We start from the raw sequence: 19087 nt of genomic DNA on the forward strand, positions 1-19087 counted from the left end.
AAAAAGAGTTCACCAGGAGACGGGCAGGCTCTTCACCGCGAAGACGGATCCCTTGAGCCGCAGCGGCACTTCCTCGAAATCAACGGCGAGGCTGAGGTCGGGAAACGCACGGAGGAGGGCGTGGAATCCGGCGCGCAGTTCTACGCGTGCCAGGTTCTGGCCCAGGCACTGGTGAATTCCGAAGCCGAACGCCATATGACCGGATGTCTCGCGGTCGATGTTCAGCTCGGCGGGACACTTGAATTTCTCCGGGTCACGGTTGGCCGCGGGCAGTGAAACCGTGACGCTGTCGCCCTTCTTGACCGTCTCACCGTTGATTTCGATGTCTTCGAGGGCGGTGCGGTACGTGTCGTACTGGTTGACCGTGAGATAGCGAAGGAGTTCCTCGACCGCGGCGTCGAGTTTCGACGGGTCCGCGCGGAGCGCCGCCAGCTGATCGGTGTGGTGCAGAAGCGCGAACACCCCGACGGCGAGGGCGCTTTCGGTGGTCTCGTAGCCCGCGAAGAGGAGCAGTGTGACGATGTTGCACAGCTCTTCCGTGGTCAGCTGCCCGTCGGCGATGAGGCGGCTGATGAGGTCGTCCTCGGGCTCCTTGCGCCGGCGCTCGATGACCTCGCCGAAGAAGGCGACCGCCTGCCCCATGGCGGCTGCGACCTCCTGCGGGTCCCCGTCCGAGTCGTGCAGGAGCGTCGGTGCGTGGCCGTAGCGGTCGACTTCTTCGTAGGGCAGGCCGACGAGTTCGGACAGGACGCGCAGGGACAGCGGCTTGGCGAAGTTCGCCACCAGGTCCGCGGGCGAGCCGTGTTCACGCATGACGCCGATCTGCTCGGCGGCCACGGTCTCCGCCCGGGCCGTGAGCCGGTTCGCCCGGCGGGCGGTGAACTCGCCCGTGAGCAGACGCCGGTAGCGGGTGTGGTCGGGCGGGTCCATGTGAATGAACATCCCGGGGATCTTCGGATGGTTGGGCATCACCTGTCCGCGATGCGTCACCGGGAAGTGGCCGATCTCCGTGCTGTGGCTGAACCTCGGGTCGCTGAGGACCTTGCGCACCAATTCGTAACTGGAGACGATCCAGCCGATGTGTCCGTCCGGGTACACCATTCGAGCGAGCGGCCGCTCCGCACGCAGCGATTCAAATATCGCGGGAGGGTCGAACTGGTGCGTACGCGCCCACGGCTCCTCGAAGGAGATTGCGTCGCTCATGGAATCCTTCCCAACCGGTTCTTCATGCCCACCAGATATGCGGCCTGCGTTGGATTTCCGGACGTCGTGACAATGCTGTCCCGTCGGTGTCTATGGGCTCAGATTAGGCGAGCGTCCCCTGCCCTACATCCCTCGACCTGGTAGGGGGGCAAGTGGCTCTAGCGATCCTGAAAAGCAATTCGAGTGCGGCGTCCCGCGAGACCTGCCTCGTCCGGAATTCCTCGTACGCACATCAAACGACAGGCAGGCCGCGCGCTCGTGACGAGCGCGCGGCCTGCCTGTCGTGCGATGTGTTCTCAGACCTGGCGCAGCGGTGCCAGCGCCTTGGTCAAGGTGACCACTTCGGTGAGCAGTTGCTGAAGCATCGCCTCGTGGCCCTGAGCGGGCGCGAAGGTGGTGAACTTCTCGAAGTCGGTCCTGAGCGACAGGTTGACCTGGGTGTGCACGGCCGTCAGCTGGACCCCGGCGACGATGTGCCGCAGGTGGTCGAGGGCGCGGGAGCCGCTGACATTGCTGCCGTATCCGACGAGGCCGACGGCCTTGTTGTTCCACTCGTTGTAGACGAAGTCGATGGCGTTCTTCAACGAGGCCGGGATCGACCGGTTGTACTCGGGCGTGACGAAGACGAATCCGTCGAGCTCGGCGATCTTTGCGCCCCAGGCGCGGGTGTGGTCGTGCTCGTAGGCGCCCATCCGCGGAGAGCGCGGCTCGTCGAACAACGGAAGGTTGTAGTCGGCGATGTCGACGAGTTCGAAATCGGCGTCCTCCCGTGCACGGGCCGTCTTCTCGATCCATTCCGCGATCTGCGGTCCGACGCGGCCGGGACGGGTGCTGCCGAGAACGATGCCAATGGTGGTCATGTACGTCTCCCAAGTGCGAAGCAAGTCAGAGCAACGATCAACAGAGTGCCTCAGCGTGGCGGAACCTACGGTGTGATCCGGCCAGGCAGAAGCCTGCTACGGCAGTACGGTCTGCGGCACGGCCAACTCGACGGTCCGACCGGTGCGTACCGATGCACGGGCCGCCTGGATGATCCGCAGCGTGCGCACTCCTGCCGAGCCGTCGGGGCCGGATCCGTTCCCCTGGCGGACCGCGGCGATGAACTCACCGAGCATGACCGCGTACGGATCGTGCTCACGTGTCTCCCACCGTTCGCGGGAGGTGCCGCGGTCGAATCCGCCGAGCAGTCGTGGGGATGCGGTGAACTCCACGCTCGCACGGTCTCCGATGAAGTTCATGGTCGGTCCGCCCGCGGCCGGCGAGCTTTCCGCCGGGCCCCAACTGCAGTCGATCGACACGACGGTTCCGTCCGTGTACCGCACGGTGACGAGCGCCGCACTGTCGACGCCCGGCTCCGCGCTGAGGACGCTGTTCGCCTGCGCGTACACCTGCTCCGCCGGCTGCCCGTCGAGCACCGCGTCCACCATGTCGAGCAAGTAGGGCGCGGCTGCGGCCAGCGCTCCGCTCTCCGCCGTGTGCGGCCGGGCGGGACGCGGCTTGTTGTACGCCCCGTGGATGGTGGTGAGGCGGCCTAGGACCTCACCGCCCGCGATCTCCCGACGTAGGGCGGCGAACGCCTGGCCGAAGCAGGTCGGGGAGGCGAGGCTCAGCTGCACGCCCGCTTCCTGACAGGCAGTCACCATGGCTTCGGCGTCCGCTTCGTCGGCTGCCGGCGGATGCTCGCACAGCACATGCGCCCCGACCTCGGCCGCCCGCTCGACCAGCTCCCGGCGGCGCTCGACCTCGCTGGTGACGACCACGGCGTCGGGGCGCAGTGCGAAGACCTCGTCCCAGCTGCCCGTGTACGCCGAGCCGAGCCGTCGGGCGGTGTCCCTCCCCCGCGCCGGATCGTCCGGTGAGCCGTCGGGGTCCGCGATGACCAGGTCCACGTCCGGCCTGTCGTACAGCAGTTGGGCGTATGTCGCGGCGCGCTCGTGGGCGAACGACAACACGGCGACCTTCATGCGATGGCCCCCTTCACGGGCAGTTCGACGGCGCGTGAAGTCCATGCGGACCGTGCCGCGGCTTGGGTGATGCGGACGGCGGCCAGTGCGTCGCGGGACACCAGACGCGGCTCGGGTCCACCCCTCAACGCTTCGGCGAATTCACGGATTTCGGCGAAGAACGGGGATTCCCCGTAGTAGCCGAGGGTCCCGGCGGGGCCGCCGGACACCTTGATCTCCTGGGGCCACTCGGAGTCGTGGGTGATCGTCCCGTCCGTGCCCGAGACGTGGAAGGCGACGCGAATGGGCGGCTGCGGGGTCGGTGTCCACCGGCTCACCACCTGGCTGAGCGCGCCACTGGCGTGGGTGAGCACGACTGTTCCGACCGCGGCGGTTCCCTCCGGGGCCGGTGCGGCGATCTCACCCTGGTAGTGGGCGTGCACCCGTACGACGTCGCCGAAGAGCCAGTAGGCGATGTCCACGCCGTGCAGCATCTGATCGGTCAGGATCCCGCCGGACTCCGCCGAGGCGTGGCCGGTCCAGGGCCGTGGGTGGTAGCCGGCCACGGTGAACCGGGCGACCGTGCCCGCGCCCAGGCGGCCCTCGGCCACCAGCTCGTGGAGCCGGGCGAAGGCGGGGGCGAAGCGGATGTCGTGCGCGGGATAGACCGGTACGCCGGCCTGCTCCGCCGCGCCGACGATCTCCTCGGCCTCCGCGACGTCGGCCGCCAGCGGCTTCTCGCACACCACCGCCACGCCCTCGGCGATGGCGGCCAGGGCGATGTCGCGGTGAGTGCCCGTGGGCGAGCAGATGTCCACGGCGTCCGCGCCGTCCAGCGCGTCGGCCAGGGAGTCGACGGCCTTGGCCCCGAACTCCTCGGCCAGGGCCGCGGCGCGGCCGTCCTGGGAGTGGATGCGCACGGACGCCCCGGCGTCGATCCACGCCTCCAGGTGCATCCGCGCGATCAGCCCTGCGCCGATCAGTGCGATCTCAAGCTGCCGCATGCCGCCCCCCAGCTCCTCTTCCCTGTCGGTCGTCCGCACGGACGAGCCCGGCTGCGGGAGCCGGGCAGTCAGGTGCCACGGAGCAGAGCCGGCTCGGAGCCGGGTCGTCGAACACCCGGCACGGCTGCCGATGCCCACACGTCCGAAGCCTGATCAGTCTCGCCCGCACCGCGCGCCGGGACCATCACCAACGTGAGTAGTCTCAGCCGGAGTCGGGGTTTCCAGGACCGCGACCGCGTACGAACCCCGACGGCGGGTCAGTGCCCGGGAACCACGTCCGAGGAAACCGCGGAGATCCAGCTGCTGCGGGCCGGGGGCGTCGGCTCGGGAATGAGCGCTTCGGGAACCTCCGTTTCGGCCAGGGCCGGTTTGCGGATCAGGAGCAGCGCCGCGTCGTCGTGCAGTCGGCCGCCGACATGCGCCAGCAGTTCGTCCTGGAGCGCGCTGAGGGTGTGTGCCGGTTCGTCGGACACATGGCGCTCCAGTCCTTCGGCGAGCGGATAGAACGCACGGCCGCGGTCGCGGGCCTCGGTGACCCCGTCGGTGTAGAGCAGCAACTGGTCCCCGTCTGCGAAGGGCAGCACCTGGAGGCCGGGGGTGTCACCCGTGAGAGCGCGCAGTCCGAGGGGCGGGGCCGGATGCGTGGGATCGACCGCCGCGACGCTCCCGGAGGCGTTCACCAGCAGCGGAGGCGTGTGTCCGCAGTTCACCACCTCCAGCTGCCCTGCCTGCGGGAATCCGGCGACCACTGCCGTGACGAAGTCGTCAGGACCGAGGTTGCGTGCCAGGCTCCGCTCGATCCGGTCCACCACGGCGAGGAGATCGGGCTCGTCGTAGGCGGCCTCGCGGAAGACACCGAGCACCAGCGCGACCGTCCCCACGGCCGGGAGCCCCTTGCCGCGCACATCGCCGACGATCAGCCGCACTCCGTACGGGGTGGGTATCAGTGCGTAGAGATCCCCGCCGATACGGGCCTCGGCCGCCGCGGCGCTGTAGCGGACGGCCACCTGAAACGGGCCGACCGTCGCCGGCACGGGCGCCAGCAGCGCATGCTGGGCGGTCTCGGCGACCGAGCGGACGGCCGCGAGTACCCGCTCACGGCGTCCGCGCAACGCGCTGGCCAGGCCGCTCGCCAGGGTGACAGCCACCAGGGCGGACAGTACGGCGGCCAGCTCACGTGGCGGAACGCTGTCCCTGGTTCCCAGCGTCGCGCCGAGCGCCAGCGCGAAGAAGCCGACGCAGAGCACGCCGCGCGGCCCGTTGGTGGTGGCGGCCAGGGCCGGACCCGCAGCGAGCAAGGGCAGCCAGATCATCCCCGCTCCGGCGGCGAGATCGGCGAGCACGACGACGGTGACGATCAGCACGGGCAGGACGGGCGTACCTGCGGCCAGCTGTGCGACGGCGCGCCTACAGGCCGAAGCCCGGGGACCGGCCACGCGGTTTCGGAACGGCCGGATCGGCCAGTGGTCGCCACGATGGTCTCGGGCCTGACTCATGTTCGTCTGCAGTCCTCACCTGTGCACGGGGCACATTTCTGAAATGCCTGTTTCATCCAGATAAAGGGGTCGGTGGGGGCACCCACAAGGAGAGGCTTTTCAGATAGTGAGCGAAAGGCTCCTGGTGACACGGCTCGCGGTCGGGAGCAGACGGGCCCGAATCTCGGGCAGGCGGGAGAGCCGGTCCGCCGGCAGTGAGACCCCGAGTGAGCCGAGGGTGTCGCCGCTGTAGACAGGGACGGCGACACAGACCGTGCCGAGGGCGTACTCCTCCAGGTCCGTGACGGCCGGGGCCACGGGTGAGGCGTCCAGTCGCCGGAGCAGTTCCAGCCTGCTGGTGATCGTTCGTGGCGTGAGGTCGGGGAGGTGGTGACGGGAGAGGTAGTCCATGCGGGCGGCCTCGTCCAGTTCCCGCAGCACGGATTTGCCCAGCGCGGTGGCATGTCCCGCGTCCTCGAACCCCACCCAGAGGTCGACGCGGGGCGTCCGGGGCCCGTCGACGATCTCCGCGACCCGGATTTCGCCCTCCTCGTAGAACGTGAGGTAGGCAGCGGTCGCGAGTTCGTCCCGCAGCGCGGCGAGCGTGGGACGGACCCGACTCAGCAGCGCCTGCGCACGGCCCGTCGTCTGCAACGTCTGCAGCTTGTCGCCGAGGATGAACCCGCCGTCGGCCAGCTTCCGCACGTATCCGTCGTGAACCAGTGTCCGCAACAGGTGGTACGCGGTCGCCAGGGGCAGACCCGTCTCCCGTGCCAGCTGCTTCGCGGGCGCGCCGTTCTCGTGCGCGCTCACCGCCTCGAGCAGGCGCAGGGCCCGCTGGACGGAAGCGATGAGCGTTGGGCCATCGTCCGCACCCATACGACCAGCTTGCGGCAGGTGTACGGCACGAGCAAGGTGAGCAGGGCCTCGACCTGGGAAAACACCAGATCAGGGGCCTGATCCGGGAAAGCGGATCAGACCCCTGACTGGTTTCCGAGGTGCCTCACATGATCAACCCGGCGGCATTGGCGGACAGCCCGGCCGGCACGGCTCGCCAGTCACCGGTGCGCTGCCATCAGCGGAACAACCTACAGACCGTCTGTCACGGCCCGTACTCCACCGGTTGATCTCGCCGTGGGTCACCGGTCCGCACCCGCCGACGGACTGCCGCCGCCTGTCCGGGAGCATCACGCCCCGTACCGAGATCATCTCGGCATGGGACGAGGTGAGGCACCTCAGCCTGCGACGCGACCTAGAAGGCGCTGTTGTGGCAGCCCATGGACGAGCCGAGGTGGGTGTCCTGCCCACCGGCGTTGCCCTCGCCGTTGAGCGCGTTGCCCAGGACGCCGTTGAGGATGCCGACCTGGCCGAGGACGTCGACGTTCAGGTCGTGCGACTTGCAGTGGGAGCTCTGCATGACGCCCTTGCCGCCGTGACCGTCGCCGCCGTCGGCGCTGGCGGTGCCGGCACTCAGGAGGCCGACGCTGCCGAGGGCGACGGTGAGGACGGCAGCCTTGCGAAGCTTGTGCATGTCATCTCCGATGGAGTGAGGTGGGTGCGAGCCGTGAGTGATCGACTCCGTTCAGTCACCGGACATTAATATGAAAAGCTCCATAATCGACGCACGACACGCTGAGATTCGTGATCGCGTGGCGCATCACCCGCAGCGGGCGCTCACACGGCAAGGAAGCGGCGTCACCACTCCAGGGTCAGCGAACCTCCGACCGGCAGCGTGTGCCAGCGGTCGGCGTACTCCTCGAACCGGGACACGATCCGGTCGACCTCCGGAGGGATCGCCCGGGCCGTGACATACGCCGGCAGCTCCGCCGCGTGGCCGTGCCGCACCTCCCACACCGGTACGGCGATACCCGCGAGCTCCTCCGACCTGGCCATGTCGGCACTCGCCGCAGGGGACGACTTCGCCGGCTTCGACTTGCGGCGCCGGGCGGCCCTGGCGCGTTCCGCGGGGTCGGCGGGCCAGAACAGGCCGTTGTCACCGGCGGCCAGCCGTCCGTAGACCCCGAGCTTGATACCCACCTCCGCCTCGACGAGGAAGTGCACCAGGTCGTGCGGGAGATACGGATGCCCACCGGGACCGTTGCGCGGTGCCAGCGCGGCACCGTTCTCGCGGTGCACCGCGATGTCGTAGCTCGTACCGGGACCCTTGGTGAACACAACGCGCATGCCCGGCACGGTAGGTGACGGTCGTGACCGCACGCATCCGGTTTTCCGACGCGTGCTGCTGGTTGTGGGAGTCGCAACGCCTCACGTACCGGCGGGCCTCATTCCTTGGCGTCGGCAGCCGGTGATGCCGGTGCCGAGTCGCCGACGACTTCCGTGGGTTCGGCCGACAGCAGCAGGTTCAGCCCCGGCAGGTAGTACAGCGCATACCGACCGGGGGTCAGGAGGCAACTTCCCACCATGGGACTCACCGGCAGCCGCAGCGAGCCCGCGGAGATCTCCCCCTGCTCGTCGTGCAGCCGCACGGTCACCTCGCCCTCCACCCGTTCGACCGGGGCCGGAGAGCGCAGAGCGCGGAGCGCGGCAGGCAGACCGCTGGCGCCCGTCAGCTCCCACGCACCGATGAGGAACGGTGGGGCGAAGGCGAAGCCGTGCACAGCGAGCGCGAACAGGGCGCCGAGCGCCGCCTTCCACTGCGTGCGCGCCAGGGACAGCACGCACCAGAAGGCGAAGAAGCCAAGGGCGGCGAACACCAAGGCGAAGATCAGCACGCCGGGGACCAGCAACCGCAGGCGCACCCGGCGGATCAGCGCCCGGCGCTGGCGGCGGGTCAGGCGTCCAGCCCGGTTGGCGGTCAGCTGCTGTGGGGTGACGCCCAGCTCCTCGGCCAACACCCGCCGGGTCCATGCCAGTTGCGCGCCGGTGGGGTACATGTTGCCGGCGGCTTCCTGCGCGTCGACCGGCTCCGCCGACAACAGCAGCGGCGTGCCTCCGCGTTGGGTCGGCTCCAGCCAGTACAGCCGGTACGCCCCCGGCGGCGGCAGTTGCGGGGCGCCCTCCGGCAGGCGGATGGATGACTCGCCCACCCGTGCCACGGTGCTGATCTCGCCCAGGGCGTCGGCGATCTTGCAGGCTCTCAGGGCGGCGATCCGGCCCCGGCGCCGGCGGCGAGCGCGCCAGCGGGACCATCCGGCCATCAACGCCAACGGCACCGGGTACCAGACCGTGACCAGGAACGTCATCCCCATCGCCGCGAGCGTCGCCGGTACCTGACCTTCCGGCAGATCGCCGGACCGGTCGGGAGCGGTGCCCGCGGCCACGCCGACGCCGATCACCAGGGCTCCCCAGAAGAGCAGAATGGCCCACGCCAGAATCGGCGGCCGCACTTTCCGCCCAGCGATCGACACCCACTGCATCGAGGTCACTTCACCGGCGGCGTTGGCGGCCCACGCCTCCGGACTCGTCCATGAGCCGACCGCCGGCGGCTCCCCCGAGCCCCTGGACTTCCTGCGCCGCATGTCCACTCCCCTGTGTCCACCTGACCGCCGAGCGCAACACGCTCAGCCACGCAATTCCACGGTGCAGCTCCGGCCATACGCGAACCGGGTGTCGAACTCCAGCCGGGTTCCGCCCCGGACCGGGTTCACGCGGACCCCGTCGTCGGACGTGACCTCCCGCAGGGGTCTGCCGTGGAGGAGGACGACCACCGTGTCCCGGTCCATGGTCGGGTCGGACACGGCGACGGTGGTCAGGTCGTGTCGCCCGCGCCGCACGATCACCGAGGCGGGCCCTTCGATGCGTATCCCGGCGGTTTCGTGGTGGCCGGCCGTGAAGCTGTTGGCGGCTGTCAGGCCGAGGCGGGTGTGGGTGACGGCCTGTAGGCGGGCGGTGTTGGCCAGGACCTTCAGTGGTCCGTGTCGGTACGTACGGAGTCGGGCTTCCCCGGCATTCGGCACCAACGCGTAGGCCAGACAGGCGGGTTGGGCTCCTGGTTCCTGAGCGAGCGTCACGCCGAACACGCTGCGGGTCACGGCGGTGTCCGGGTTCGAGGTGCGGACGACGCGGCGGCTGCGGGTGACCTTGTCCAGGGCGACCACCACCGGCGGGGTGTCGAGGAAGACATAGCCGACGGCGGTCCCTTGCGTGGCATTGGCGTAGCGCAGCCAGTGCAGGTCACCGGTGCCCGCGCCGGTCCAGGGGCGGCCGTCACGGAGCATCCCGGTGAGGGCGATTTGATCGTCCGGTGCGGCGATCCGAGCGTCGATGGTCGTGGTCACGGGCCGCCCGGCACTGTCCCCGACCCCCGCTGCGAGCACCACGATCTCCTCGTCGAGGAGGAACCACGACTTCGTCGCGGTCGCGTTGCGGTAGACGACGAAGTCCTCGGGCAGCACACCTGCCGCCTTGTCGCGGTAGGCGACATCGGAGGACTGCACCATCCCGGCCGCCCCGTACGTCCCGAGGACGGCGCCGCCGGAGTGCCGGTTGGTGCCGCGCGGGAAGTAGACGTACGTGTTCTGCGACTCGGAGGACGAGGTGAAATTCAGCGGATGACCGGGGTTGTCGTAGTACGGCTTGCCGTACAGCTCGGGGATCGTGCGCCGCGGCTCGACCGATGCGGTGACTCCGGCGAGGCCGTACGGCGAGACCGTGGTGAAGTAGTCGATGCCGTACGCCTGGGTCTGATCCTGTCCGGAGAGATAGAGGTAGTGGGCCCCGTCGCCCTGGAACCAGGGCATGAGGTTCTCGCCGTTCATGTACTCGTACTTGCTGATCCGGTCGGAGCTGCGTGCGAGCGCGAAGGCGTATCCGGGTCTGCGGTGCACGGTCCTGTCCATCGCGTTGAAGGCAAGGCTGCGCGAGGCGGGGTTGAGGTCGGCGGGCGGGACGGTGGCGTCGCCGATGATGTCGGCGTAGCGCACGATGCTGACCGGGGAGACGAAACGGGAGGCGTCGAGAGTTGCGCGCGACGTCGACCGGATGTGCTTGACGTAGCTCCTCAGGGCGCTGGCGTCGGCGCCGTTCGCGAGCGTCGACAGGTCGACGACCGCCTCGACGACCACCGCGACGTCGGTGTAGCCGGTGTCCGTCCGCGAGACCGCCCTCCCCTTGACGATCTCCATCATCCAGCCCTCGAAGATGAGCGGGGCGAATCCGTTCCTCACCCAGCCCTCAATGGTCGGCACCAGGTTCTCGCCGTGCGCGAATCCCGATCCGTCGAGGATCTTCAGGGCCTGCACGACACGCGTCAGCAGGGCTTTGCCGTACGAGCCGGTGTAGGCGACGGAGGCGTGCTGGATGAAGGATCCGTCCGCGTAATGGCCGTCGGTGACACCGTGGTTGAGGTGGTACGGGTCGACGGTGGCGAAGACCGTCAACTGGTCGGTGAGGGCCTTGCGGATACGGGCCTCGTCGCCGAGGAGTGCACCCTGCAAGATCCGGTTCGTGGTGATGTCGGCGAGGTTCGCGCCGGTGTGGAAGCGCGAGTCGAGGTTCACGTCCCCGTCGATGCCGTTGCGGAGATAGGCGTCCATCGTGGCGACGTAGGTGGGCAGGAGGTCCGGGCGATAGGCGTGCACCTGGTCGGCGAGGAGCACGAGCGTCCTGCTGATGTGCTGAGAAAGACCGATCTCCCAGTGGAACCAATTGCCGTAGTAACCCGCGGACTGGTCGCCGTAGTAACGCTCGTGGAGCCACACGAGACCATCGATCACCCGACGCTGCACGGCGACATCGTCGTACAGGTCCGAGGGAGCACCGCCGGGTGTGCGAGTGGCGAGCGCGATCTCGTACAGCCGCCGGAACGCGGTGTCGAGCTGCGCCGGGTCGGTGCCGAGCACCAGGCCTGCGAACAGTTCGTCGGCGTCCGCGTCGTCCATCGACTCCAGGTTCGCCCGCGCGGCCTTGTGGACAGCCGCCACCTTCGCGGCCGTCTCGGGCCGGGCATTGGACTCGGCGGTCCCGGCGAAGACGGCCACGGTGTTGGCCAGCACCCGTGCGCTGCCTTCGGCGACCTCGGCGGCGCTCGCCGGCCGGGAGGGAATCACCGCCAGAAGACCGGCGGCCGACACAGCGGACAACAGGCGTCTGCGGGTCATGTCCATGGCGTCGTCCTCCGTCGGCGAACGGGCGTTCTGGGGGGCGGAGTCAAGCAGACGCCCCGACCAGCGACAAGGCTCCGCGTCCCCAGACGCGACTCCCTCCCAACTTCCCTCGTAATGACCGCCGTTGGAAGAGGAGGCGAACGGGTTGGCCGGTGGGCCCGGCGTCGTCGCCAATGGGGCGGGCCGCGATCTCCCACGGATCACCGGATCACGCGACCGCGTACCCGCGCCTGCCCCCCCAACCGACCAGTGACGTCCGTCGTGGCCGGTCAGCCGCGCAGCGGCTGCGTCAGCCGCGCAGCGGCTGCGTCAGCCGGCCCAGCAGTCCGGCGACCAGTGCCGTCTGCGCGGGCACCGCGTCGGGGTAGATGAACTCGCCCTGGGCGTGGGCACCGTCGCCGACCGCGCCGAGGCCGCACAGCACCGGCAAGCCGAGCGCGGCAACGAAGTTGGCGTCACTGGCACCGCCGACGGAGGCGTCGGGCAACTCGTCCCGGCCCTGCTCGCGGGCGACCTCTCGGGCGAGGTCGAGGAGAGGGGCGGAGGCGGCGCTGAGGGTCATCGGCGGCCGGTTCCAGTCGTGTTCGATCTCGATGCGGACGCGGGGGTCGCTGACCTTGATGGCGTCCAGTTCGGCGTCGACACGGTCCTGTTCGGCCTCGCTGCTGACCCTGATGTCGACGCCGGCGGTGGCCTGCCCGGCGACGACGTTGATGGCGGAACCACCCTTGATGAGCCCGGTGTTGATCGTGGTGCCCTTTTCGGGTGCGGCGACGGCCGCGGCGGCGACCACGAACTCGGACAGCGCGGTGATCGCGCTCGCCCCGTCCTGCGGCGCGAGCCCGGCATGCGACTCGACGCCGGTGACCGTGACCTGGAAGATCCCGGTGCCCTTGCGGGCGGTCTTGACCGCGCCGTGGGCGCTCGGCTCCAGCACCAGCGTCACGTCGACCTTCTGCGCCACTTCCTCGATCACCGGACGCGAGGACAGGGATCCGATCTCCTCGTCGCCGTTGAAGAGGAAGGTGACGGTGGGCACGGATGCGCCGCTCTCCCGGGCCAGTTTCAGCGCCCAGATGCCTTGGGCCAGGCCGGTCTTCATGTCGAAGATGCCCGGTCCGCCGAGCTTCTCCCGACCGTCGTCGGACGCCTCCGGCTGCTCCCATCCGGCAAGCGTGCCGGTCGGCCACACGGTGTCGTAGTGGCCGACGAGCGCGACGTGCCCGGCGCCGGTGCCGGTGTAGGTCAGGGTGAGCGTGTCGCCGTACTCGCCGCCGGGGTGGCGCTGTTCGTGGTCCGGCCGCCCGAGCCGCCGGACGGCCAGCTCACGCAGGAGGTCCAGGCCCGAGGCGAGGCCGGGGAGGTCGTAGCTGCTGGTCTCCTGGCGGACGAGGGTCAGGATGTCGGCGACGATCTCCGACGAGACGTCCTGGGCGCGGGCGGTGAGGGCGGCTGCGGGCGATGCGGTCATGATCTGCTTTCTCGTACGAGGGCGGGGCGGGTGTCGCTGTGGCGGAAAGGCGGGGTCAACCGACGCCCAGCGGGATGCCGAGCAGGTACCAGGCCACGAAGAACCCGACCCAGGCCACCCAGACGACTGCGGCGATCGGGATCGTGAACGAGGCCAGGGTGCCGATGCCCGCGGACTTCTTGTGCTGCTGGATGAAGCCCAGCGCCATCGCGAAGTACGGACTCATCGGGGTGACGCAGTTGGTGACCGAGTCGGCGACGCGGTAGACGGCCTGGGTGGTCTCGGGCTCGATGCCGATGAGCATCAGCATGGGCACGAGGATGGGCGCGGCCAGGGCCCACAGGGCGGAGCCGCTGGTGATGACGAGGTTCATGAAGGTGATCAGCACGGCGATGCCGACCAGCACGGTCCAGCCGCCCAGGTGCATGTCCTTCAGGGTCTGCGCGCCCTCGATGGCGATGACGTTGCCGATGTTCGTCCACTTGAAGTACGCGAGGAACTGGGAGATCGCGAAGAAGAGAACGAGGATCGGGGCGTATGTGCGCGTGCCCTCGGCCAGCGCGTCGACGATGTCGCCTGCGGCACGGAAGCTGCCGGTCATCCGGCCGTAGACCCAGCCGAGGAGGGTGAAGAACAGGAAGAGGACCAGCGACATGCCCGTGATCAGCGGGGATTCGACGATGGAGCCGTTCTCGCCGCGCAGCGGTGAGGACACCGGGGCGAGGGCCACCGCCAGGAGCGCGACGAAGCCGACCGCGACCAGCCCGGTCACCCGCAGCGCGCGCCGCTGCTGCTCGGTCACCTCGATCGACTTCAGCTCGTCGGCGGTCAGGGCGGTGACCGGCTCGTCGGGTTCCAGGTCGGAGCGCTTGGCGATGACCTTGTCGACGACGAGCGTGATCACCAGGGCCACGAGGACCGACGAGGCGAGCGCGAAGAAGTAGTTCGCCACCGGGGTGACGACGTAGTCCGCGTCGATGGTGTGGGCCGCGGCCGTGGAGATCGACGACAGCAGCACGTCGGTCGTGGTGATCGCCGGGGAGGCGTCGTAGCCGGCGGAGATGGAGACGTAGGCGACGACGCAGCCGAGCACCGGACTGCGGCCGGCGGCGCGGTAGATCAGCGCGCCGAGCGGGATGAGGGTGACGTACGCGGCGTCGCCTGCGACGTGGGCGACCATCGCCGTCATCGACAGTGCGAAGGTGAGGTACTTGCCCGGCACGCGGGCGACCATGCGGCGCAGCATGGTCGTGAACAGCCCGCTGGCCTCGGCGACGGCGATGCCGAAGCCCACGATGAGGATCGTGGCCAGCGGCGGGAAGGTCGCGAAGTTGTCGACGGCCCCCTCGACCATCGTCGTGAGCCCGGCCTTGCTGAGCAGGCTCTGCACCTCGATGGTCTCGTGCGTCCCGGGGTGCACGGTGCTGACACCGGCCGCCGCGAGTGCCGCGCTGAGGACGATCACGACCCCCGCGAGGATCCAGAACAGCCAGAAGGGGTTGGGGAGTTTGTTGCCGACCTTCTCGATCGCCGCGAAGCCCCGGAACGCGATGCGCAGGGCTCTCGACTGTGGCTCGGTCGGCTGAGGCTGAGCGGAGGTGACACTCATCGGTACCTCTTCGTGCATTGGGGGGATGTTCCTGCGAACAATGGCACTCAAGTGAGAGATTCTCTACACCCTGGATGTAACGGCGGGATTAAACGGCGCCTAGAGTGGAGCACTATGACCCGTCCTCTCCTCGACGAGCTCGACCGGCGCCTCATCGGCGCGCTGCATCTGGCACCCCGGGCCACCTGGGACGACATCGGCGAGATCCTCGCCGCCGACGCCAGCACGCTCAAACGCCGCTACGACCGCTTGCACGAGGCACGGATGATCCGGGTGATCGGACAGTCCGACTGGGGCATCCACTCCACGGCGATGCCCGTCCACGTCTTCCTGGACGTCACCGGCGAGACCCCGCTCGCCGTCCTCCAACGACTCCGCGACCTCCCCCACCTCCAACTGCTGGCACAGATCTCGGGCGGCTACCCGCTCTACGCCGTCGTGCACGCCCCGTCCGAGGCCGCCACCAGCGAGGCGATCGACCGGATGTTCTCCGTCGCCGGCGTCCGCCGGGTCAACGCCCTGCCCGCGCTCAGCACCCTGCGCCGGGGCAGAACCTGGGACCCGCAGTTCCTCACGGAGTCCGAGCGCGCCGAGCTGATCAAGCTCACCGGTGCCCGCCCCGAGGGCACCGCGACCGCGACGCCTCCCGCGAAACCCCTCAGTGAGGCCGAACGCACCGTCGTCGCCCGGCTGCTCCAGGACAGCCGCGCGTCCGCGGCGAGCATCGCCCGGAACGCCGGCCTGGCCACCTCCACCGCGCACCGCGTCGTCCGCCGGGTCCTCGACGAGGGATGGGTCAAGCCGCGGCTAGAGGTCGTGTCGGAGTGGCTCGGCTTCCAGACGTCCTTCATCCTCCGTCTGCGGGTGGCACCGGGTGAGACCCCCGACGTCATGCGCCGTATCGACCAGCTCCCCCAGACCCGGCTCGTCGCCCACGTCGCCAGCGACATGTCGGTCCTCGCCACCGGCCTGGTCACCGACCGCTCCGCCCTGGCGCTCTTCATCGACGACGAACTCGCCGAGATCCCCGGCATCGTCACCGTCAGCGTCGACGTCATGCTCACCGAACCGCGCCGCTACTGGCTGGACCGCGACCTGACCTCGGGACTCGGCACGTTCCACGCGCCGACGTTGCTGTGAGGCACTGTCGAGCTCCGTGCCCGCGCCCCCCGCTTCGTCCAGGAGACCTCTCCCATGTCAGAGCCAGCGATCGATGCCCTCGTGTTCGACGTACTGGGGACGCTGGTCGACGAACCCGCCGGCATCCGCGCGGGTATTCGGGAACTCGACCCGTCGCTCGACCATGACCGGATCGAGCAGCTTGTGCAGCTGTGGCAGCAGCATGTCGACCGCGAGCAGCGTCGAATCGTCGACGGCAGCACACCGTTCCGCACCAGCGACACCCTGGACCGTGAGGCTGCCCGGCTCGTTGCCGACGCCGCCGGAGTCGACGATTCGTCCGCGGTGGCGACGCTGGCCCTGTCAGGTCGCCGGCTCCCGCCGTGGCCAGACACCGTGGCAGGGCTCGCCCGCCTCGCCGAACGGTTCCCGCTGATCGGCCTCTCCAACGCGAGCAGGACGGCACTGCTGGGACTCAACGCCCACGCCGGACTGCGCTGGCACCAGGCCCTGTCCGCAGAAGACGCCCAGACCTACAAGCCGGACCCAGCGGTCTACCGGCTGGCCGTCACCGTCTCCGGACGACCGCCGCAGCGGCTGCTGATGGTCGCCGCCCACGCCTGGGACCTGCGCGCAGCACAGGGCCAGGGCCTGCGGACGGCCTACGTCGCCCGTCCCGTCGGCGATCCGCCCACCTCGTCGGACCAGTTCGACCTGTACGCCGCCGATCTGGCCGACCTGGCCGACCAACTCGGCAAGGTCTAGGCCCTGGTCGGGGGCGGGGCATCGCGTGGGCACTGGCATAGTGCCCACATGCTCCGACGAATACGGTTCACCAGACGTCCGGCCGCCCTGGCAGCCGGCCTCGCCGCCGTGCTCGGCCTGTTCGCCACGCCTGCCTCGCCCGCCGCGGCCGACGGGTCCGGCGAGGTCACGTTGCGGCCCAAGGCACCCGCAACTTTCGTGATGTACCACGCCGATGAGGGCGCCGAGGCCGAGAACAGCGACTTCGTCGTGCCCGTCGCCGTCGTGCGCAGCTCCGGCGGCTCCGCCCGCAACGTCAAGGTGGTGGTGGACGCTTCGGGCCTCAGGGGCGTCGCCACGGTAAGCAAGGGCGGTCAGGGCAATTGCACCGGCAAGGGCCTCGTGTTCAGTTGTGAGTACGGCGACGTGCAGAACGGCGACGGGGAGGCCAATGCGCCCTTCACCCTGCATGGCGTGGACGGTGTCGAGCCGGGCGACAGCGGGACGGTGACGTACACCGTCACAGCCGACAACGCCGCCCCCGTCGAAGGCACCACCCGAATGACGGTGGGCGGCCCGAAGCTGCACACGCCCGAGAAGGCGCAGACGGTGGAGGGAGTGGATCCCGGAGCCTCCGAGCCGCTGACCCCGAGTTTCGCCAACACCAGCCGGTTCACCGCCGAGCGGGGCGTCGCCCTGCATGTCACCGCCTGGGACGGTCTACGGCTGACCTCCCGCCCCGAGAACTGCTGGTTCAACTCGGACGCCACCGCGGCGTGGTGCAGGTTCAGCGCGACGGCCGCACCACACACCGCCCACGCCATCAGCTCCCCGATCACGTACACGGCCGCCCCCGGTCAGCTTGCGGGCTCGCTCTCCTACACCTGGTCGTCCGAGCCCGAGCGCCCCGACGACCTGAGCGCGCGGGGCACGCACGCCCCGCTGACCCTGAGAGAGCTGACCGGGCCGGCCGCCCGCGGCCTCACGGGCGACACCGGCAACGTGAGCGTCGAGACCACCGTGCAGGCGGACTACGAGCCGGTGACGGCGACCGTCCGCGGCCGGGTCGGTGACACGGTGAAGGTACGGCTCGGACTGCGCGACCTCGGACCCGGGCAGCCGGAGTCCGCCGAGTCGATGGGCGGCTTCGAGGTGATCCCGCCGGAGGGGACCACGGTCACCTCCGTTCCGTACGTCTTCGAGGGCGACGGCAGCAAGTGGGCGTGCGGGCGCCCGAAGAAGCCCGCGGGGAAGCTCGTCTGCGACATCGGCTACGACTCCTTCTACGAGGTGCGGCACGAGGGGGGTACGACCGCCATCGCGTTCCATGTCCGCATCGACCGGCAGGTCCCCGGCGCGCGGGGCACCATCCGCACCTACAACCCGTACGACCGCACCCCCGGCAACGACACCGCAGCCATCCCGCTGGACGCGTCGCCCGCACCCCTGTACCGGCGTTACCTGACCCCCCTCATCGTGGGGGCGGCGGCCGTGGTGGCCGTGGCTCTGGCGCTGGTCCTGCTCCGCCGGCGACGTCAGGAGTGGCGGCATGAATGAGACCGATCTGGAGCTGAGCGATGGTCGCAGGCTTCATGTCTACGACTCCGGCACGGATGACTCCGAAGGTCGTCTCGTCGTCTTCTGGCACCACGGCACGCCGAACATCGGCGCGCCTCCCGCGCCCCTGTTCCCGGCCGCCGGGCCGCTCGGCATCCGCTGGGTGTCGTACGACCGTCCCGGGTACGGCGGATCAACTCCTCTCCCCGACCGCAACGTGGCCTCGGTGGCCGCCGACGTCCGCAGCGTCGCCGATGCGCTGGGCATCGACCGGTTCGCGGTCATGGGTCATTCCGGGGGCGGCCCGCACGCCTTGGCCTGCGGCGCCCTGCTCCCTGAACGGGTCCTTTGCGTGGTCAGCGTGGCGGCGCTGGCCCCGTTCGGCGCCGAGGGGCTCGACTGGTTCGGGGGCATGGCCGCCTCCGGCGTGGCGTCCCTGCGTGCCGCCGCCGAGGGTCGGATGGCGAAGGAGAACCACGAGGCGGGCGCCGAGTACGACCCGGCGATGTTCACCTCGGCCGATCACGACGCACTCGCCGGTGAGTGGTCATGGTTCGCCGACGTCGTCGGTCCAGCCCTGGAGGGCGGCCCGGGCGGGCTGATCGACGACGACCTGGCCTATGTCGCCCCGTGGGGATTCGACCCGGGGAAGATCGTCGCGCCGGTCCTCTTGCTGCACGGTCGCGAGGACCGCGTCGCGCCCAGCTCACACAGCGAGTGGCTCGTGAGCCGCTGCCCCTCGGCAGAACTACGGCTGACGCCTGCTGACGGACACATTTCCGTCCTCAACTCCGGGGCAGCAGCCCTGAACTGGCTCGCCCAGCACTCCGACCACCGGTGATCTCTGCCCGCGACGGTCCCTGGCGCGTGCGCAGCGCCGGCACGGCACTAGAGTGA

Annotated in this window: 16 protein-coding genes; 4 read left to right on the top strand and 12 right to left on the bottom strand. The window is 69.7% G+C overall.

Annotation, left to right across the window (positions count from 1 at the left end):
• Positions 1–9: 9 nt before the first annotated feature.
• From ACIHFB_RS01610 to ACIHFB_RS01665, 12 genes are all read right to left on the bottom strand, one after another.
• A complete protein-coding gene (locus tag ACIHFB_RS01610) occupies positions 10–1203 on the bottom strand; it encodes a cytochrome P450 (protein ID WP_365268391.1) in 1194 nt (397 codons plus the stop codon).
• Positions 1204–1499: 296 nt separating this feature from the next.
• Positions 1500–2063: an NAD(P)H-dependent oxidoreductase gene (locus ACIHFB_RS01615; protein WP_365268394.1), complete on the bottom strand. Its 564-nt coding sequence runs from the start codon at positions 2061–2063 to the stop codon at positions 1500–1502.
• Positions 2064–2159: 96 nt separating this feature from the next.
• Positions 2160–3167 carry a Gfo/Idh/MocA family protein gene (locus tag ACIHFB_RS01620; protein WP_400124888.1) on the bottom strand — a complete coding sequence of 336 codons (1008 nt, stop codon included), beginning with the start codon at positions 3165–3167 and terminating at the stop codon, positions 2160–2162.
• Positions 3164–4150 (bottom strand): Gfo/Idh/MocA family protein, encoded by a 987-nt coding sequence (locus ACIHFB_RS01625; RefSeq protein ID WP_400124889.1) that lies wholly within the window; start codon positions 4148–4150, stop codon positions 3164–3166. The genes ACIHFB_RS01620 and ACIHFB_RS01625 overlap by 4 nt, the downstream gene beginning before the upstream one ends.
• A gap of 257 nt (positions 4151–4407) precedes the next feature.
• Positions 4408–5646, bottom strand: coding sequence for a PP2C family protein-serine/threonine phosphatase (locus ACIHFB_RS01630; protein WP_400124890.1), 1239 nt, complete (start codon positions 5644–5646; stop codon positions 4408–4410).
• 99 nt (positions 5647–5745) lie between these two features.
• Positions 5746–6504, bottom strand: a complete 759-nt coding sequence (locus ACIHFB_RS01635; RefSeq protein ID WP_365268406.1) for an IclR family transcriptional regulator — start codon at positions 6502–6504, stop codon at positions 5746–5748.
• A 373-nt stretch (positions 6505–6877) separates the two neighbouring features.
• On the bottom strand, positions 6878–7156 hold the full coding sequence (locus tag ACIHFB_RS01640; RefSeq protein WP_365268408.1) for a hypothetical protein: 279 nt from the start codon (positions 7154–7156) through the stop codon (positions 6878–6880).
• Between the two features lie 164 nt (positions 7157–7320).
• Positions 7321–7809 (bottom strand): hypothetical protein, encoded by a 489-nt coding sequence (locus ACIHFB_RS01645; protein ID WP_365268411.1) that lies wholly within the window; start codon positions 7807–7809, stop codon positions 7321–7323.
• A 98-nt stretch (positions 7810–7907) separates the two neighbouring features.
• Positions 7908–9104 (bottom strand): hypothetical protein, encoded by a 1197-nt coding sequence (locus ACIHFB_RS01650; RefSeq protein ID WP_365268413.1) that lies wholly within the window; start codon positions 9102–9104, stop codon positions 7908–7910.
• A gap of 42 nt (positions 9105–9146) precedes the next feature.
• Positions 9147–11690, bottom strand: coding sequence for a polysaccharide lyase family 8 super-sandwich domain-containing protein (locus tag ACIHFB_RS01655; RefSeq protein WP_400124891.1), 2544 nt, complete (start codon positions 11688–11690; stop codon positions 9147–9149).
• Positions 11691–11979: 289 nt separating this feature from the next.
• Positions 11980–13161: a M20 family metallopeptidase gene (locus ACIHFB_RS01660; protein ID WP_365268419.1), complete on the bottom strand. Its 1182-nt coding sequence runs from the start codon at positions 13159–13161 to the stop codon at positions 11980–11982.
• Positions 13162–13216: 55 nt separating this feature from the next.
• Complete coding sequence (locus ACIHFB_RS01665; protein ID WP_365268422.1) at positions 13217–14770, bottom strand: AbgT family transporter; 1554 nt, start codon at positions 14768–14770, stop codon at positions 13217–13219.
• A 114-nt stretch (positions 14771–14884) separates the two neighbouring features.
• On the opposite strand from ACIHFB_RS01665, the gene ACIHFB_RS01670 reads away from it, so the two are divergent.
• From ACIHFB_RS01670 to ACIHFB_RS01685, 4 genes are read left to right on the top strand one after another with little or no spacing between them, the layout of a single operon-like run.
• A complete protein-coding gene (locus ACIHFB_RS01670) occupies positions 14885–15910 on the top strand; it encodes an Lrp/AsnC family transcriptional regulator (protein ID WP_365268425.1) in 1026 nt (341 codons plus the stop codon).
• A gap of 54 nt (positions 15911–15964) precedes the next feature.
• Positions 15965–16654 carry a haloacid dehalogenase type II gene (locus ACIHFB_RS01675; RefSeq protein ID WP_400124892.1) on the top strand — a complete coding sequence of 230 codons (690 nt, stop codon included), beginning with the start codon at positions 15965–15967 and terminating at the stop codon, positions 16652–16654.
• Between the two features lie 48 nt (positions 16655–16702).
• On the top strand, positions 16703–18190 hold the full coding sequence (locus ACIHFB_RS01680) for a hypothetical protein (protein ID WP_365268431.1): 1488 nt from the start codon (positions 16703–16705) through the stop codon (positions 18188–18190).
• Positions 18183–19031 carry an alpha/beta fold hydrolase gene (locus ACIHFB_RS01685; protein ID WP_400124893.1) on the top strand — a complete coding sequence of 283 codons (849 nt, stop codon included), beginning with the start codon at positions 18183–18185 and terminating at the stop codon, positions 19029–19031. The genes ACIHFB_RS01680 and ACIHFB_RS01685 overlap by 8 nt, the downstream gene beginning before the upstream one ends.
• Positions 19032–19087: the final 56 nt, after the last annotated feature.

Origin of the sequence: Streptomyces sp. NPDC051963, from assembly GCF_044593495.1 — a bacterium.
In the GTDB taxonomy this organism is placed as follows: Bacteria; Actinomycetota; Actinomycetes; order Streptomycetales; family Streptomycetaceae; genus Streptomyces.

What these genes read in the sequence shown, in the direction of transcription:
- ACIHFB_RS01610 (WP_365268391.1), bottom strand. Translation starts at nt 1,203, where the DNA reads ATGAGCGACGCAATCTCCTTCGAGGAGCCGTGGGCGCGTACGCACCAG.
- ACIHFB_RS01615 (WP_365268394.1), bottom strand. Translation starts at nt 2,063, where the DNA reads ATGACCACCATTGGCATCGTTCTCGGCAGCACCCGTCCCGGCCGCGTC.
- ACIHFB_RS01620 (WP_400124888.1), bottom strand. Translation starts at nt 3,167, where the DNA reads ATGAAGGTCGCCGTGTTGTCGTTCGCCCACGAGCGCGCCGCGACATAC.
- ACIHFB_RS01625 (WP_400124889.1), bottom strand. Translation starts at nt 4,150, where the DNA reads ATGCGGCAGCTTGAGATCGCACTGATCGGCGCAGGGCTGATCGCGCGG.
- ACIHFB_RS01630 (WP_400124890.1), bottom strand. Translation starts at nt 5,646, where the DNA reads ATGAGTCAGGCCCGAGACCATCGTGGCGACCACTGGCCGATCCGGCCG.
- ACIHFB_RS01635 (WP_365268406.1), bottom strand. Translation starts at nt 6,504, where the DNA reads ATGGGTGCGGACGATGGCCCAACGCTCATCGCTTCCGTCCAGCGGGCC.
- ACIHFB_RS01640 (WP_365268408.1), bottom strand. Translation starts at nt 7,156, where the DNA reads ATGCACAAGCTTCGCAAGGCTGCCGTCCTCACCGTCGCCCTCGGCAGC.
- ACIHFB_RS01645 (WP_365268411.1), bottom strand. Translation starts at nt 7,809, where the DNA reads ATGCGCGTTGTGTTCACCAAGGGTCCCGGTACGAGCTACGACATCGCG.
- ACIHFB_RS01650 (WP_365268413.1), bottom strand. Translation starts at nt 9,104, where the DNA reads ATGCGGCGCAGGAAGTCCAGGGGCTCGGGGGAGCCGCCGGCGGTCGGC.
- ACIHFB_RS01655 (WP_400124891.1), bottom strand. Translation starts at nt 11,690, where the DNA reads ATGGACATGACCCGCAGACGCCTGTTGTCCGCTGTGTCGGCCGCCGGT.
- ACIHFB_RS01660 (WP_365268419.1), bottom strand. Translation starts at nt 13,161, where the DNA reads ATGACCGCATCGCCCGCAGCCGCCCTCACCGCCCGCGCCCAGGACGTC.
- ACIHFB_RS01665 (WP_365268422.1), bottom strand. Translation starts at nt 14,770, where the DNA reads ATGAGTGTCACCTCCGCTCAGCCTCAGCCGACCGAGCCACAGTCGAGA.
- ACIHFB_RS01670 (WP_365268425.1), top strand. Translation starts at nt 14,885, where the DNA reads ATGACCCGTCCTCTCCTCGACGAGCTCGACCGGCGCCTCATCGGCGCG.
- ACIHFB_RS01675 (WP_400124892.1), top strand. Translation starts at nt 15,965, where the DNA reads ATGTCAGAGCCAGCGATCGATGCCCTCGTGTTCGACGTACTGGGGACG.
- ACIHFB_RS01680 (WP_365268431.1), top strand. Translation starts at nt 16,703, where the DNA reads ATGCTCCGACGAATACGGTTCACCAGACGTCCGGCCGCCCTGGCAGCC.
- ACIHFB_RS01685 (WP_400124893.1), top strand. Translation starts at nt 18,183, where the DNA reads ATGAATGAGACCGATCTGGAGCTGAGCGATGGTCGCAGGCTTCATGTC.